We start from the raw sequence: 13939 nt of genomic DNA, 5'->3' as shown, positions 1-13939 counted from the left end.
CGCAAGCTCGCTCGAAGACGAGCTGGTGCTCGACGAGCAGGTGCCCATGGAGCAGGTTGCCGAAGCCGCCGAAATCTCCGCGCCGGCCGCCGAACCCGCCTTCGACGATGAATTCGACAACGCAGTCGCAAGCTCGCTCGAAGACGAGTTGATGCTCGACGAGCAGGTGCCGATGCAGCAGGTTGGCGAAGCCGCCGAAATCCCCGCGCCGGCCGCCGACCCCGCCTTCGACGATGAATTCGACAATGCGGTCGCAAGCTCGCTCGAAGGCGAGCTGATGCTTGAAGAACACGTGCCGATGGAGCAGGCTGCCGAACCCGCCGACGTTTCCGCGCCGGCCGCCGAACCCGCCTTCGACGACGAATTCGACAATGCCGTCGCAAGCTCGCTCGAAGACGAGTTGATGCTCGACGAACATGGGCCAATGGAGCAGGCCGCTGTTGAAGCTCCTGCTGCGCCTGTTCGGGCTGTTTCGGACGAGTCCGATGAGGACTTTGCCGGCCATTTCGACGATATCATGGTCGATGTCGACATGGATTTCGACGTTCGCACGGCTGAACCGGTCGAAATTGACGAGCCAGAAATTGACGAACCGGAGGCTATCGTCGCCAAGCACGAGCCTTCCGCCGAGACCCCGGAAGATGCGTTCGCCGCCGATTTTGACCTGAGCTTCGAGGATGCGCTTGCCGAGGAAGCCGAAAAGCCGGTTGCGCAGGCCTTCGGCGTTGCTGCCCAACCGACGGCGCCGGCCGCCGTAGTCCAGCCGGCGGCGCCAGCCCCCATCGCTGACGAGCGGAGCCTCGAAGACGAGCTGAACGCGCTGTTGGGCACCATGCGCACACGGGCTGCCCCCGTGGCGGCCTCCGCGGCCAACGAACCCGCTAAGGTTCAGCACCCTGTAACCGCGACCGACAAGGTCGCCGTCAAACCAGCGAATCCCGTCGAAGAACTGGACTGGAGCCTCGACGAGCAAGACCCTTTGGGGTCGCCGGATAGTAGCGCGGTTCACGCCGCCGCCGCCGATCTCGATAGCGTTCTCCTCGATGAGCTCGAGGGCCAGGATTTCAGCGCTGAAGATGCCGTCGGGCAGGCCGATGTCGATTTCGACGATGACGCATTGCATACCGCGTTTGCCAAGGACATCGGTCTGGATCATGGCGATGACGTTGCGGCCGCCGCTCCCCAGCAGGATCCGGCTGATGCGCTTAGCTGGATGGCGGCACCTTCCGCCCCGCCGACGCCGGCCCGTTCGTGGAGCCGCGTAACGCCGGTCGCACAGTCGCAGCCTGCCTTTGCAGCCCAGCCGACGACTTCGGTGAAGACCACGGAAGCGACACCGCCAATGGCTGCGGCACCGTCCTATCAGGATGAGCCGGCCGAAGACCGTGCCGCCGATGCGGCATCTGCGCCGGCGCAAAGCGAACAGTCTTCGGCGTATGACGAGATGCCCGATGTCGAGACGGTCGATGTGCCCGAGCGCGTGGTGGCGCTGGCGGACGACCTCGATATTCCGGACCTCGACTTCAATGACGAGGAACCGGCGGCGCCTGCCTATGACGATCTCGACACCGAGTTCGCCAGCCTTCTCACGGAAATGAACGCCGTAGACGTCGCTGCCGCCCCGGCGCGCAGTGCGGCGTATGACGACGAATCCTACAATTCCGGGTTCCAGTCAGCGGCCGGGTTCCAGTCAGCGGCCGGGTTCCAGTCAGGCTATGAGCCCGACCGCGTTGAAACGCGGACCTATGCGGCGAGACCCGCACAAGCGTCTGTCAGTGCGTCTTATGCCGATGCCGCCAGCGGCTTCGATCTGGGCGATTTGCCCAACGGCCGGCCGGCTTCGCAGGCTGACGACTTTGGCTTGGACGAACTCGACTACGACCCCGAACTGGATGAGGCCATGTCGGTTCCCGGCTTGGCTGAGCACGATGCCGCGAGGCCGCGGAGCCGCGGCCTGCTCGTCGCCGCGGTCGTCGGCGCCGTGGCGCTCGCCGGCGGTCTCGGCGCCTTCGCGCTGTCTTTCGGCGGCACCGGCGGCAGCGATGCGCCGGTCATCGTGAAGGCGGACAACGCACCGATCAAGGTCAGGCCGGAAAATCCGGGCGGCACCGTCGTGCCGAACCAGGACAATAAGGTCTATGACGCCGTGGCCAAGGGTGGCGCAAAACCCGCCGAACCGGTCCAGGAAAAACTGGTCACCAACACCGAAGAGCCGGTGGACGTGGCGGCCAAGGAGCCGCCGCGGAGCCGTGTGGTCGATCTTTCGCCTGACGATATCGACATGGCTGAAGCCGCCGATGCGACCCGCAATGCCGAATCCGCCGCCGCTGAAGGCGCCAATGCGATCCGCGGCACGCAAGCGGCTGGAAATCCCGACGTCGCCGCCGTGCCGGCATCCAAATCCGAGGATCGTATCGCCCAGGTTCTGCAAGAGGCCGACCAGGGCATCGACCCCGACCTCGTCGCGGTTGCGCCGCGCAAGGTGAGAACCATGGTCGTCAAACCCGATGGCTCGCTGGTTGCGCGCGAGGATCCGGCGCCTGCGGCACCGCAGATGGCTGCCGTCGAGCCTGTCGATCCGGCGCCCCAGCATGTGGCCCCGACGGATCAGGCCGACGACGCAGAACAACAGACCGGTACGGTACCGCCTGTTGCCGACCAGGCAAGTGGCGACCTACTGGGTGGCGACCCAGTGGGCGGCGACCAGACCGAAGCCGCCAAGCCGGAAACAGCCAAGCCGGAAATAGTCAATCCGACGGCCGCGCCGGCAGCCGCGCCTGAGTCTGAGGCCCAAACCGCCCAGCCCGCCAATACGCCGGCCTCGGTTCCGGTGGCGCCGCAGCGTCCGTCCGACCAGCCGGTCGACGTCGTCGGGGAGGTCAAGCCCGACCAGGTTGCGTCCATCAATCCGGCGGCGGGCTCGACCGGCGGTGGCTCATGGTCGATGCAGATCGCCTCGCAGCCGACCGTCGAAAGCGCCCAGTCGACCTATCAGGATCTGCAGCGCCGCTATGGCAGCGTGCTTTCCGGCCATACCGCCGACATCGTCAAGGCCGAGATCGCCGGCAAGGGAACTTTCTATCGCGTCCGCGTCCCGGCGAAATCGCGCAACGATGCAATCAACCTGTGCACCAGCTACAAGGCTGCCGGCGGCAACTGCTTCGTGTCGCGTTAGCCATTTCAAGTCTCCCGCCCTTGGGCGGAAAGAACCGGCGCGGTCACGAACCGCGCCGGTTTTTTTGTGGAAGGGTGTTCTGGAAGGGGTCCTGGCCGCATGTGGTTCGATGCGATTCCCTTTGTCCGCGTGAAGCTCTAAACTCCTGCCCATGACCGAATCAAAATCCATGATCCTCGGCTGCGCCGGGAAATCGCTCACACGCGAAGAAATCAATTTCTATCGCAATGAATGCCCGTGGGGATTCATCCTGTTTGCGCGCAACATCGGCGAGACCGAGCAGATCCGCGATCTGGTCGCCGCGATGCGCGACTGTGTCGAGCGCCCGGACGCCCCGGTGTTCATCGACCAGGAAGGCGGCCGGGTGCAGCGCCTGCGCCCGCCGTTGGCGCCGAATTATCCGGCCGGTGGCGCGCTCGGGGCCCTGTGGCGCAACGACCACGACGCCGGCAACCGCGCCGCCTGGCTGATGGCACGGCTGCATGCCTTCGACCTGCTGCGCTACGGCATTACGGCGGATTGCCTGCCGGTGCTCGACGTTCCGATCGAGGGCGCCAGCGACGTCATCGGCGCGCGCGCCTATGGCAAGGAGCCTCGTTCCGTCATCGAACTGGGTCGCGCAGCGGCGGAGGGCCTGATGTCGGGCGGCGTGCTGCCGGTGATGAAGCATATTCCCGGGCATGGACGGGCCTTTGCCGACACGCATTTCGAACTGCCGACCGTCGATGCCTCGATGAGCGACTTGCAGCGGCATGATTTCGCCCCGTTCAGGGAGCTCAATTATTTGCCGATGGCGATGACGGCGCATGTCGTCTACAGCGCGATAGACCCGAAGAACCCGGCCACGACATCCGGCAAGGTCATCGATGAGATCATCCGCGGCGAAATCGGCTTCGACGGGCTGCTGATGAGCGACGACACCTCGATGAAGGCACTTTCTGGGGATTTCCCGACAAAGGCGGCCGCGATCCTTGCGGCGGGCTGCGATCTGGTCCTTCACTGCAATGGCGTTTTCGAGGAGATGGCCGGCATTGCGTCGCGCACAACGGGGCTTGAAGGCACGTCGCTGCAACGCGCGCAACGGGCGCTGACCTATATCAAGAACCGCGATCGGGCTGATGAAGCCGAGATACGCGCCGAATTCGCCACCTATTTCGATGCGGTGGCCTAGACCATGATCCCGAAAAATGGGAGCCGGTTGTTCGGAACAGATCATGGTCAAACAAGAAGATAGAAGCAAAGGAAAGCAACAGGAAAGTGGCGGAAACATTGGACAACAAGGCGGGCAAGGCCGCACCGATGGACCGTCTGTGGGCCGAGAACGACGATTCGCGGCTGACCGGCGATCCCGCGCTGGTCGTCGATGTCGACGGTTTCGAGGGCCCGCTCGATCTTCTGCTGCATCTTGCCCGCAACCAGAAGGTCGATCTGTCGCGCATCTCGATCCTGGCGCTGGCCGAGCAATATCTGGCCTTCATCGAGAAGGTGAGGGCGCTCAGGCTGGAGCTTGCCGCCGACTATCTGGTGATGGCGGCGTGGCTGGCGTTTCTCAAGTCGAAGCTTTTGATCCCCAAGCAACCCGGCGACGACGGCGAAAGCGGCGAGGAGCTGGCGGCGGTGCTGCAATTCCGTTTGAAGCGGCTGGAAGCGATGCGCGACGCGGCGGCACGGCTGGTCAACCGCAACCGGCTCGGGCGCGACGTGTTCGCCCGCGGCATGCCGGAAATGGTCATCGTCGAGAAGCGCAACGCTTATTCGGCCTCGCTCTACGATCTGCTGACCGCCTATGCGGCGCAACGCCAGAAGCAGGCGATCACCAATGTCACGATCGCCAAGCGCGGTGTGTGGTCGCTCAAGGATGCACGCGACATCCTGAACAGGCTGATCGGCTCGCTTGCCGATTGGAGGGCGCTGGACAGTTTCCTGGTCGAATACCTGATCGACCCGGACGAGCGGCGTACCGCGATTGCCAGTTCGTTTGCGGCGACGCTGGAACTGGTGCGCGAAGGCAAAATGGAAATGCGGCAGGACGAGGTGTTCGCGCCGCTCTATCTGCGCGGCCGTGCGCAAGGCATCAGGGCAGTCGAGGTGGCATCATGAGTGAACGCGCCAACGCTTCGGTCATTCCGTTCAAGGTCGACGACGAGACCGAAGAGGGCGTGCTCGCCGGGGCACCGGCAGAAAGCCAGGCCCAGAACTTGTCCCTGAACCCTGGCGAGCGGCTGCATATGGCGGAAGCCGTGCGTATGGCCGAGGCGATCGTTTTCGCCAGCGCCGAGCCGGTCAGCGAAAAGCAGCTTGCCGCACGCCTGCCTGACGGCATTAACATTGCCGCGGCGATGGCTGAGCTGCAGCAGATTTATGCGCGGCGGGGCGTCAATCTGGTGCGCGTCTCCGATGCCTGGGCGTTCCGTACCGCCGGCGATCTCGCGTTCCTGATGAGCCGCGACACGGTGCAGCAGAGGAAGCTCTCCCGCGCGGCGCTCGAAGTGCTGGCGATCATCGCTTACCACCAGCCGGTGACGCGCGCCGAGATCGAGGATATCAGAGGCGTCGAGACCTCGAAGGGTACGCTGGACACACTGATGGAGACCGAATGGGTGAAGATGCGCGGCCGGCGCCGCACGCCCGGCCGTCCCGTCACCTACGGCACCTCCGACATCTTCCTCGACCACTTTGCGCTGGAGGAGATCCGCGACCTTCCCGGCATGGAGGAATTGAAGGGTGCAGGGCTGCTTTCGGGCCGCATGCCGTCGAATTTTACCATTCCCCTGCCACCGGCCGATCCGGATGCGCTGACCGACGACGAGGATCCGCTGACCGACATCGACCTTGAGGAACTCGGCTTGTTGACGCCGCGCGTCGAGGAAGATTGACCCAAACGACGTGCCGAAAGCCGTTGGTATTTCGCGGCTGCGCCGATTGGTAGCGGGCTATGGCGCCGAAAGTGCGTGACTTCGGCCACTGATTTATAAAACTCTGTCGCGGTTGTGTTTGAATCCCGACGCGAAAGCGCATAGATCATCGTCAGAGAAAACTTTCGAGAGAGATTGTTATGGGTTCATTTTCGATTTGGCACTGGCTGATCGTGCTGGTGATCGTGCTGCTGGTGTTCGGCCGCGGCAAGATTCCCGAGCTGATGGGTGACATGGCCAAGGGTATCAAGAGCTTCAAGAAGGGCATGGCCGACGACGAGGTTGCCGAGGACAAGCGCACCGTTGAACACCGCGCCGACGAAACCGTTTCGGCAGTGAAGGAAAAGGCCAGCAAGAGCTGAGCCCAAAACTTTAGTCGGAACGCATCGCCATGTTCGACATCGGCTGGACCGAGATGCTGGTGATCGCGATCGTCATGATCGTGGTCGTCGGGCCCAAGGATTTGCCCAAGATGCTGCGCACTTTCGGCCGCACGACGGCGAAGATGCGCGGCATGGCAGCCGACTTCCAAAAACAGTTCAACGACGCGCTGAAGGAGGCCGAGCTTGACGACGTCAAGAAGTCGGTCGATTCACTCAGAAGCCTCAACCCGGCCGCCGAGATCAGGAAACAGCTCAACCCGTTCGAGCAGGCGGCAGCCGATGTCCGTTCAGGCGTCGACGCGGTGATGAAGCCGAAGCCAGCAGTCGACCCGGTCACGCCAGCTGCTTCGACGCCGCAGGATACCGAGCTGAAGAATGGCGCGACGGTGCTGCCGGGCGTCAACGCCCCGGAAGCGGCGCCGGCGGCGCCGACCTTCCCGGCGATGACAGATGAGTCGGTGGTGACACCGCCTGTCGCGACGGCGACGCCGGCTGCACCGCAAAAGGCCGTGGCAGCGAAGAAGAAGGCCGCGCCAGCGAAAGCGATGCCGGCCTCCAAGGCCGCAGCGAGGCCAGCGGCAAAACCTGCCGCGACGAAGACCGCAGCTAAAAAGGCCGAGCCGAAGCCTGCACCGGCAGCAGTGAAGAAGCCGACTGCAGCCGCCAAAAAGATGGCGGGAGCCGCCAAGTGAGCATTTCGGAAAAGGACGAGATCGATAAATCGGCGGCTCCGCTGATGGAGCATCTGATCGAGTTGCGCCGGCGGCTGATGTGGTCGATCGGCGGGTTCTTCGTCGCCTTCCTGTTCTGCTTCTTCTTCGCCAAGCAACTGTTCAACCTGTTGGTTATCCCGTTCAAATGGGCGACCCAATGGGCAGGGCTCGACCCGCACAAAGTCGAGCTGATTTACACGGCGCCGCAGGAATTCTTCTTCACCCAGGTCAAGCTGGCGATGTTCGGCGGCATGGTGATCGCCTTTCCGCTGATCGCCACGCAGATCTATAAATTCATCGCGCCCGGCCTCTACAAGAATGAACGCAGCGCTTTCCTGCCGTTCCTTATCGCTTCGCCGATCCTGTTCCTGATAGGCGCGTCGCTGGTCTATTTCTTCTTCACGCCAATGGTGATGTGGTTCTTCCTCGCCATGCAGCAGGCCGGCACCGACGACCAGGTGCAGATTTCGCTGCTGCCGAAAGTGTCGGAATATCTCAGCCTGATCATGACGCTGATCTTCTCCTTCGGGCTGGTGTTCCAGTTGCCGGTGGTGACCAGCCTGATGGCGCGGGTGGGCATGCTGTCGTCCGAGGCGCTGGTTGAAAAGCGCAAATGGGCGATCGTCATCGCCTTCGTGGTGGCGGCTGTGCTGACACCGCCCGACCCGATAAGCCAGATTGGCCTCGCCATCCCCACGATCATTCTCTACGAGGTCTCGATCTGGTCGGCCCGGCTGATCGAGCGCAGCAAGGAACGGGAACGTCTGGCGCGCGAGAAGCGGGAGGCTGCGGAAGCGGCGGCCGAAAAGGCAGCGGACGCGTCGTCGACGTAGGCTGCTTGAGGCGGGTAGCTTTATCTTCAAAAATTTGCGGGACAGCGCCCTCCTCTGTCCTGCCGGACAGGGGCGTGAAGGAACTCGACTTTGACGTCTTGCATCGGTCAAGGATGCGGTTTACGCCCTCTGGCCTAGCTCAGGAGCGTTCAAGACCATGCTTGACATCAAATGGATTCGCGACAACCCGAAGGCCCTTGTCGACGCGCTCAAGAAGCGCTCGTGGTCCAGCGATGACGCGCAGTCCGCGGTCGATGATCTGATCGCCAGGGACGAGGCGCGGCGCGAACATCTGACCGAGCTGCAGACCAGGCAGGAGCGCCGCAACGCCGCCTCGAAGGAGATCGGCAACGCCATGCGTTCGGGCGACGCCGCCCTTGCCGAGAAACTCAAAGCCGAGGTCGGCGAGATCAAGGCCTTCATCCAGAACGGCGAGGCGCGCGAACGCGAACTCGACAAGGCGCTGAACGACGCGTTGGCGGTGCTGCCCAATGTGCCGCTCGACGACGTGCCGGTCGGCAAGGACGAGCACGATAATGTCGTCAAGCGCATCGTCGGCAAGGTGCCGACGCGCCCGAACTGGGTGAAGGAGCATTTCGAGGTCGGTGAAGCGCTCGGCATGATGGATTTCGAGCGCGCGGCGAAGCTTTCGGGCTCACGCTTCACGGTGCTGAGGAGCCAGCTTGCCCGCATGGAACGTGCGCTTGGCCAATTCATGCTCGATCTGCACACGACCGAGCACGGCTACGAGGAGATCCAGCCGCCGCTGATGGTGAACGCGGATACAATGTTCGGGACCGGTCAACTGCCTAAATTCGAAGGCGACCTTTTCAAAACCGAGAAGTCCGCGTCTATCGAGGACCTACGACCCACGATGGCTCGAGCTACTCAAGAATTTTTATCAGCTTATCGACAAAAGCACCCACGCGGAGATTTTCCGCCTATTGAGGAAATGAGAGAAGAGCAAATTCAATACATTAATCGTGCACTGGAGAACTTCGTAGGTACGAAGCTCCGGCTTCACGAGCGCGATCCTCACGAACCTATTGAAGTACCTATCTCTCTTTACTTGATCCCTACCGCCGAGGTTCCGCTCACCAATCTCGTTCGTGAAGAGATCACTGCATATGAAAAGCTGCCGCTGCGCTACACGGCGCTGACGCCGTGCTTCCGTTCGGAGGCGGGCTCGGCCGGACGCGATACGCGCGGCATGCTGCGCCAGCACCAGTTCTACAAGGTCGAACTGGTGTCGATCACCGACCAGGACTCGTCGCTCGCCGAACATGAGCGGATGACCGAATGCGCCGAGACCGTGCTGAAGCGGCTCGGTCTGCCGTTCCGCACCGTGACACTGTGCACCGGCGACATGGGCTTTGGCGCGCGCAAGACCTATGACATCGAGGTCTGGCTGCCGGGCCAGAACGCCTATCGCGAGATTTCGTCCTGCTCGGTCTGCGGCGATTTCCAGGCGCGGCGCATGGACGCCCGCTACAAGGACAAGGACGGCAAGGCCAACCGCTTCGTCCACACGCTGAACGGCTCCGGCACCGCCGTCGGCCGCGCTCTGATTGCTGTCATCGAAAACTACCAGAATGAGGATGGCAGCGTAACCATTCCTGAAGCGCTTCGGCCTTACATGGGCGGTCTGGAAAAGATCGAATCGAAATAATGCGCATCCTCCTGACCAATGATGACGGCATCCATGCCGAGGGCCTTGCATCGCTTGAACGCATCGCCCGCACGCTGTCGGACGACGTCTGGGTGGTGGCGCCGGAGCAGGACCAGTCCGGCTACGCGCATTCGCTGTCGATCTCGGAGCCGCTGCGCCTGCGCAAGATCGGCGAAAAACACTTCGCCGTGCGCGGCACGCCGACCGACTGCGTCATCATGGGCGTGAAGAAGATCCTGCCGGCAGCCCCCGACCTGATACTGTCCGGCGTCAATTCCGGCGCCAACATCGCCGATGACGTTACCTATTCGGGCACCGTCGCCGGCGCCATGGAAGGCGCGCTGCTCGGCGTGCGCTCGATCGCCTTCAGCCAGGCCTATTCCTATGTCGGCGAGGATCGCGTCGTTCCCTACGAAACCACCGAGGCGCTGGCGCCGGCACTGCTCAAGAAGCTTGTCGCCATGCCGCTGCCGGACGGCGTGCTGCTCAACGTCAATTTTCCCAATTGCCTTCCCGAAGAGATCGCCGACACGGTGGTCACCTCGCAAGGCAAGCTCGTCCACAGCCTGTGGGTCGACGAGCGCCGCGACGGCCGCGGACTTCCCTATTATTGGCTGCGCTTCGGCCGCGAGCCGGTCGAGGGCAAGCAAGGCACCGACCTCTATGCCATGCGCAACCGGCTGGTGTCAGTAACGCCGCTGCAGCTCGATCTCACCGCTCATGAAATCCGCGATCAACTGACCAAGGCGCTCGCATGAACCTGAACCACGGTCCGACGCTCGACGACCGCGAAGGCTTCGCCGCTTTCCTGCTCCGCCTGCGTGGCAAGGGCGTGGTGCCGAAGGCGCTGATCGCCGCCTTCGAGGCGACGCCGCGGCGCGGCTTCCTTTCCGCGCAGTTCCATCCGATCGCCTGGTCGGACCGTATGCTGCCGATCGAATGCGGCGAGGCGATCGAGGGCGCCGATCTGCAGGCCGCGGTGATCGCAGCACTTGTCATCGAGCCGGGCAACCGGGTGCTCGAGATCGGCACCGGGTCGGGCTACACGGCGGCGGTGATGTCGCGACTTGCCGCGCGGGTCGTCACCATCGACCGCTACAAGACGCTGGCCGAGCAAGCCAAACAGCGCTTCGAGGCGCTCGGCATCGGCAACGTCATCGTGCGCCAGGCGGACGGCTCCAACGGACTGGCCAATGAAGCGCCGTTCGACCGTATCGTCGCGTGGGCGGCCTTCGACAGCCTGCCGCGGTTCCTGCTCGACCAATTGTCGAGCGGCGGCATCGTCATCGCCCCGATCGGACCCGAGGAGGGCGAGCAGGTGCTGGCCAAATTGACCAAGGTCGGCAGCCGCTTCGAACGCGAGGACATCGGCCTCGTCCGCCTGCAGCCGATCCTGCGCAGCGTAGCCGCGGTCATATAGAGCTGCGCAATTCCGGACGGAAAACCGTTCACACTTTTCCTGGAATTGCCCTAGGATCTGTCGATAGTTCAGGTGATGGCCGCAACCGACTGGTCTGGTCGCTTCGCGCCCGTCCGCGACCGGGGCCTTACCTGAACCTCAGCCCGACAGGTCCAGCCTTAAATATTTTAAGAAAATTTGCGTCTGATTCTAGAGGTTTAACCGACCAGTAACATTAACGCGCTTTAATCACGGTCAGTCTGTACCGGGTATCTGCGGGTAAAAGCGATGCAATTCAGTATTTTGAAGGCAAACGGACGCAACCTGGCGCGTGGTTTCGCTGTCCTCATGGTTGCGGGCACCGCAGCGGGATGCAGTTCCCAGGTCTCGCGGTTCAACAGTGTCGACGACGTCTTTACCTCCTCGACCAACAACCAGCGCGCCATCATCGACAAGCAGGACGCCGCACAGCCTTATCCTGGCGATGCGCCGGTATCGGCCGCGCCGCTCGACGGCAGCCATACCCAGTCGGTCAGCCGCTCAAGCCTCGAGCCGGTTACGACGCAGCAATTGCCGCCGGTCAGCCAGTCGCAGCCGGCGCCCGCCGCCAGTCCGGCTCGCACCGCTTCGGCGCCAGCCGCCCCCCAGGTCGACCGGATCGCAACGGGGACAGCGGCAAAGCCGTTCAAGGACGCACAGTCTGATGCTCCGCGCATGGCGACGGCAGGCGGCGCACCGCGTGCTACCGAGATCGTCGTCAAGGACGGCGAAACCATTTCCGGCCTGTCGCGGCGCTACGGCGTGCCCGCCGATGCCCTCATGAAGGTCAATGGGCTAAGCGCGACCAACGGGCTGAAGACCGGCCAGAAGCTCGTCATCCCGGCCTATGCCTATTCGGGCAAGAAACCAGCGCCGAAGCTTGCGGACGCCAAGCCTGCGAACGACACCAAGCACGATTTGCCGGCCAAAGCGCCGGAAATGGTGGCCGTGCTGCCGCAGCAGCCGAAGCTCAAGGAGGCCAAGTCCGCCGCGCAGGTGGATGCATCGGCCGCAGCAAGCCAGCCGAAGGACGGAAAAGCCGCCCCCAAGACGACTGGTGCCGGCGGCACCTACACGGTCCAGCAGGGCGATACGCTGTCGGCGATCGCCAGGAAGACCGGCGTCGGCGTGATTGCGTTGAAGCAGGCGAACGGCATGCAAGACGGTCTGCTCAAGATCGGCCAGACCCTGAAGGTGCCGGCCGGCGGAACCGCGACGGTTGCCGGTGCCAAGCCGGCAAAGGTCGATCCGGTAACGACTGCCACCACCCCGCCTGCGGCAAAGACCACGCCGTCGGAGACGCTCGCCGCCTACACGCCGCCAAGGAAGGATGCCAAGGTCATCCAGCAGGCCGAGGACGACGACGCGGTGGCGCCAAACGCCACCGGTATCGGCAAGATGCGCTGGCCGGTACGCGGCCGCGTGATCTCCAGCTTTGGCGGCGGCAAGGATGGTGTCGACATCGCGGTGCCGGAAGGAACCCCGGTCAAGGCGGCCGAGAACGGTGTCGTCATTTACGCCGGCGATGGCCTCAAGGAATTCGGCAATACGGTGCTGGTACGCCACGAGAACGGGTTGGTCACTGTCTATGGCCACACCCGCTCGATCGAGGTCCAGCGCGGCCAGAAGGTCAAGCGCGGCCAGGAAATCGCGCAGTCCGGCATGAGCGGTACCACCGACTCGCCGAAACTGCATTTCGAAGTGCGCAAGAATTCAGCGCCGGTCGATCCTTCGACCTATCTTGAATAAAAGAAAGTCGATCCTTCGACCTACAAACAAAGTCGATCCGTCGACCTATCTCGAATAGAACAAGAAAAGCAATTGCGCGCCGCCTGACCTCCAGTCCGGCCCGCCGGCTCAGCCCGCTCCGCAAGGGGCGGGTTTTTTCCGTCTTCGTCCCTAATCTTTGAGCGATTTGCCGAGCCGGCCTGCCAGATCCTGGGTGAATTGCCAGGCAACGCGGCCCGAACGGCTGCCGCGCGTCGTCGCCCATTCCAGCGCCTCGGCGCGCAGCGTCTTGGGATCGATTGCAAGGCCGTGGTGGCGGACATAGCCGTCGACCATGTCGAGATACTCGTCCTGCGAGCATTTGTGGAAGCCGAGCCAGAGGCCGAAACGGTCGGACAGCGAGACTTTTTCCTCGACCGCCTCTGACGGGTTGATGGCGGTCGAGCGCTCATTGTCGATCATGTCGCGCGGCAGTAGGTGCCGCCGGTTTGAAGTGGCGTAGAAGATAACATTGGCCGGGCGGCCCTCAACGCCGCCTTCCAGCGCCGCCTTCAGCGACTTGTAGGACGTGTCGTCGTGGTCGAAGGAGAGATCGTCGCAAAACAGGATGAACCGGTAAGGTGCTGCCTTCAGCAAATTCATCAGCTTCGGCAGCGGGTCGATGTCCTCGCGATGGATCTCGAGGAGCTTGAGCGGCAGGTCCAGCTTTGCCGAGGCATTGACCGCCGCATGCACGGCCTTGACCAGCGAGGACTTGCCCATGCCCCGTGCGCCCCACAACAGCACGTTGTTGGCTGCGTAACCGAAGGCGAAGCGCTCGGTGTTGTCGACCAGTATGTCGCGGACGCGGTCGACGCCGCGGATCAGGCCGATGTCGACGCGGTTGACCTTGAGCACCGACTCCAGATAGCCGGGATCAGCCTGCCAGACGAAGCAATCGGCCTCGCCGAGGTCGGTTTCCGGCACCGGCGGCGGGGCGAGGCGGGCGACCGCCTCGATTAGACGGTCTAGCTTCTTGTTCAGGGCTTCAATGGTGCTGTCGCTCATTTCTTGTCTTTTTGTTTTTGCATTCAGGAGTGTGACAA

Annotated in this window: 12 protein-coding genes; 11 read left to right on the top strand and 1 reads right to left on the bottom strand. The window is 63.1% G+C overall.

All coding sequences use genetic code 11. From position 1 onward, the window contains the following. The 11 genes from EOA78_RS26005 to EOA78_RS25955 all read left to right on the top strand — a co-directional run. A partial coding sequence (locus EOA78_RS26005; protein ID WP_164783943.1) for an SPOR domain-containing protein occupies positions 1-3175 on the top strand: 3175 nt, incomplete at its 5' end. Between the two features lie 151 nt (positions 3176-3326). Further along, positions 3327-4346: a beta-N-acetylhexosaminidase gene (nagZ, locus tag EOA78_RS26000; RefSeq protein WP_127317609.1), complete on the top strand. Its 1020-nt coding sequence runs from the start codon at positions 3327-3329 to the stop codon at positions 4344-4346. A 128-nt stretch (positions 4347-4474) separates the two neighbouring features. Next, positions 4475-5275: a ScpA family protein gene (locus EOA78_RS25995; RefSeq protein ID WP_127317614.1), complete on the top strand. Its 801-nt coding sequence runs from the start codon at positions 4475-4477 to the stop codon at positions 5273-5275. After that, the gene (gene scpB, locus EOA78_RS25990; RefSeq protein WP_127317608.1) at positions 5272-6051 is read left to right on the top strand and encodes an SMC-Scp complex subunit ScpB; all 780 of its coding nucleotides are present in this window, start codon (positions 5272-5274) and stop codon (positions 6049-6051) included. The genes EOA78_RS25995 and scpB overlap by 4 nt, the downstream gene beginning before the upstream one ends. A 179-nt stretch (positions 6052-6230) precedes the next feature. After that, positions 6231-6452 (top strand): twin-arginine translocase TatA/TatE family subunit, encoded by a 222-nt coding sequence (locus EOA78_RS25985; protein WP_029353164.1) that lies wholly within the window; start codon positions 6231-6233, stop codon positions 6450-6452. Between the two features lie 29 nt (positions 6453-6481). After that, entirely contained in the window at positions 6482-7165 is a 684-nt protein-coding gene (gene tatB / locus EOA78_RS25980; RefSeq protein WP_127317607.1) for a Sec-independent protein translocase protein TatB, read from the top strand. A gap of 44 nt (positions 7166-7209) precedes the next feature. Beyond that, a complete protein-coding gene (gene tatC / locus EOA78_RS25975) occupies positions 7210-8019 on the top strand; it encodes a twin-arginine translocase subunit TatC (protein ID WP_127317613.1) in 810 nt (269 codons plus the stop codon). Between the two features lie 157 nt (positions 8020-8176). Continuing rightward, a complete protein-coding gene (gene serS / locus EOA78_RS25970; RefSeq protein WP_127317606.1) occupies positions 8177-9688 on the top strand; it encodes a serine--tRNA ligase in 1512 nt (503 codons plus the stop codon). Beyond that, positions 9688-10446, top strand: a complete 759-nt coding sequence (gene surE, locus EOA78_RS25965) for a 5'/3'-nucleotidase SurE (RefSeq protein ID WP_127317605.1) — start codon at positions 9688-9690, stop codon at positions 10444-10446. The genes serS and surE overlap by 1 nt, the downstream gene beginning before the upstream one ends. Beyond that, on the top strand, positions 10443-11108 hold the full coding sequence (locus EOA78_RS25960; RefSeq protein ID WP_206533502.1) for a protein-L-isoaspartate(D-aspartate) O-methyltransferase: 666 nt from the start codon (positions 10443-10445) through the stop codon (positions 11106-11108). Before surE ends, EOA78_RS25960 begins: the two co-directional genes overlap by 4 nt. Before the next feature lie 267 nt (positions 11109-11375). Beyond that, positions 11376-12875 carry a peptidoglycan DD-metalloendopeptidase family protein gene (locus EOA78_RS25955; protein WP_127317604.1) on the top strand — a complete coding sequence of 500 codons (1500 nt, stop codon included), beginning with the start codon at positions 11376-11378 and terminating at the stop codon, positions 12873-12875. 150 nt (positions 12876-13025) lie between these two features. On the opposite strand, the gene EOA78_RS25950 is transcribed toward EOA78_RS25955, so the two are convergent. Beyond that, a complete protein-coding gene (locus EOA78_RS25950) occupies positions 13026-13901 on the bottom strand; it encodes an ATP-binding protein (RefSeq protein WP_127317603.1) in 876 nt (291 codons plus the stop codon). Between the last annotated feature and the right edge of the window lie 38 nt (positions 13902-13939).

The organism is Mesorhizobium sp. M5C.F.Cr.IN.023.01.1.1, assembly GCF_003997585.1.
In the GTDB taxonomy this organism is placed as follows: Bacteria; Pseudomonadota; Alphaproteobacteria; order Rhizobiales; family Rhizobiaceae; genus Mesorhizobium; species Mesorhizobium wenxiniae.
Note: the sequence above shows the minus strand (reverse complement) of the source record. Positions and strands in the feature narration are given on the sequence as shown.

Excerpts from the sequence above, each read along its gene's own strand:
- EOA78_RS25960 (WP_206533502.1), top strand. The coding sequence starts at position 10,443 with ATGAACCTGAACCACGGTCCGACGCTCGACGACCGCGAAGGCTTCGCC.
- tatB (WP_127317607.1), top strand. The coding sequence starts at position 6,482 with ATGTTCGACATCGGCTGGACCGAGATGCTGGTGATCGCGATCGTCATG.
- EOA78_RS25950 (WP_127317603.1), bottom strand. The coding sequence starts at position 13,901 with ATGAGCGACAGCACCATTGAAGCCCTGAACAAGAAGCTAGACCGTCTA.
- surE (WP_127317605.1), top strand. The coding sequence starts at position 9,688 with ATGCGCATCCTCCTGACCAATGATGACGGCATCCATGCCGAGGGCCTT.
- tatC (WP_127317613.1), top strand. The coding sequence starts at position 7,210 with ATGGAGCATCTGATCGAGTTGCGCCGGCGGCTGATGTGGTCGATCGGC.
- EOA78_RS25995 (WP_127317614.1), top strand. The coding sequence starts at position 4,475 with ATGGACCGTCTGTGGGCCGAGAACGACGATTCGCGGCTGACCGGCGAT.
- EOA78_RS25985 (WP_029353164.1), top strand. The coding sequence starts at position 6,231 with ATGGGTTCATTTTCGATTTGGCACTGGCTGATCGTGCTGGTGATCGTG.
- scpB (WP_127317608.1), top strand. The coding sequence starts at position 5,272 with ATGAGTGAACGCGCCAACGCTTCGGTCATTCCGTTCAAGGTCGACGAC.
- serS (WP_127317606.1), top strand. The coding sequence starts at position 8,177 with ATGCTTGACATCAAATGGATTCGCGACAACCCGAAGGCCCTTGTCGAC.
- EOA78_RS25955 (WP_127317604.1), top strand. The coding sequence starts at position 11,376 with ATGCAATTCAGTATTTTGAAGGCAAACGGACGCAACCTGGCGCGTGGT.
- nagZ (WP_127317609.1), top strand. The coding sequence starts at position 3,327 with ATGACCGAATCAAAATCCATGATCCTCGGCTGCGCCGGGAAATCGCTC.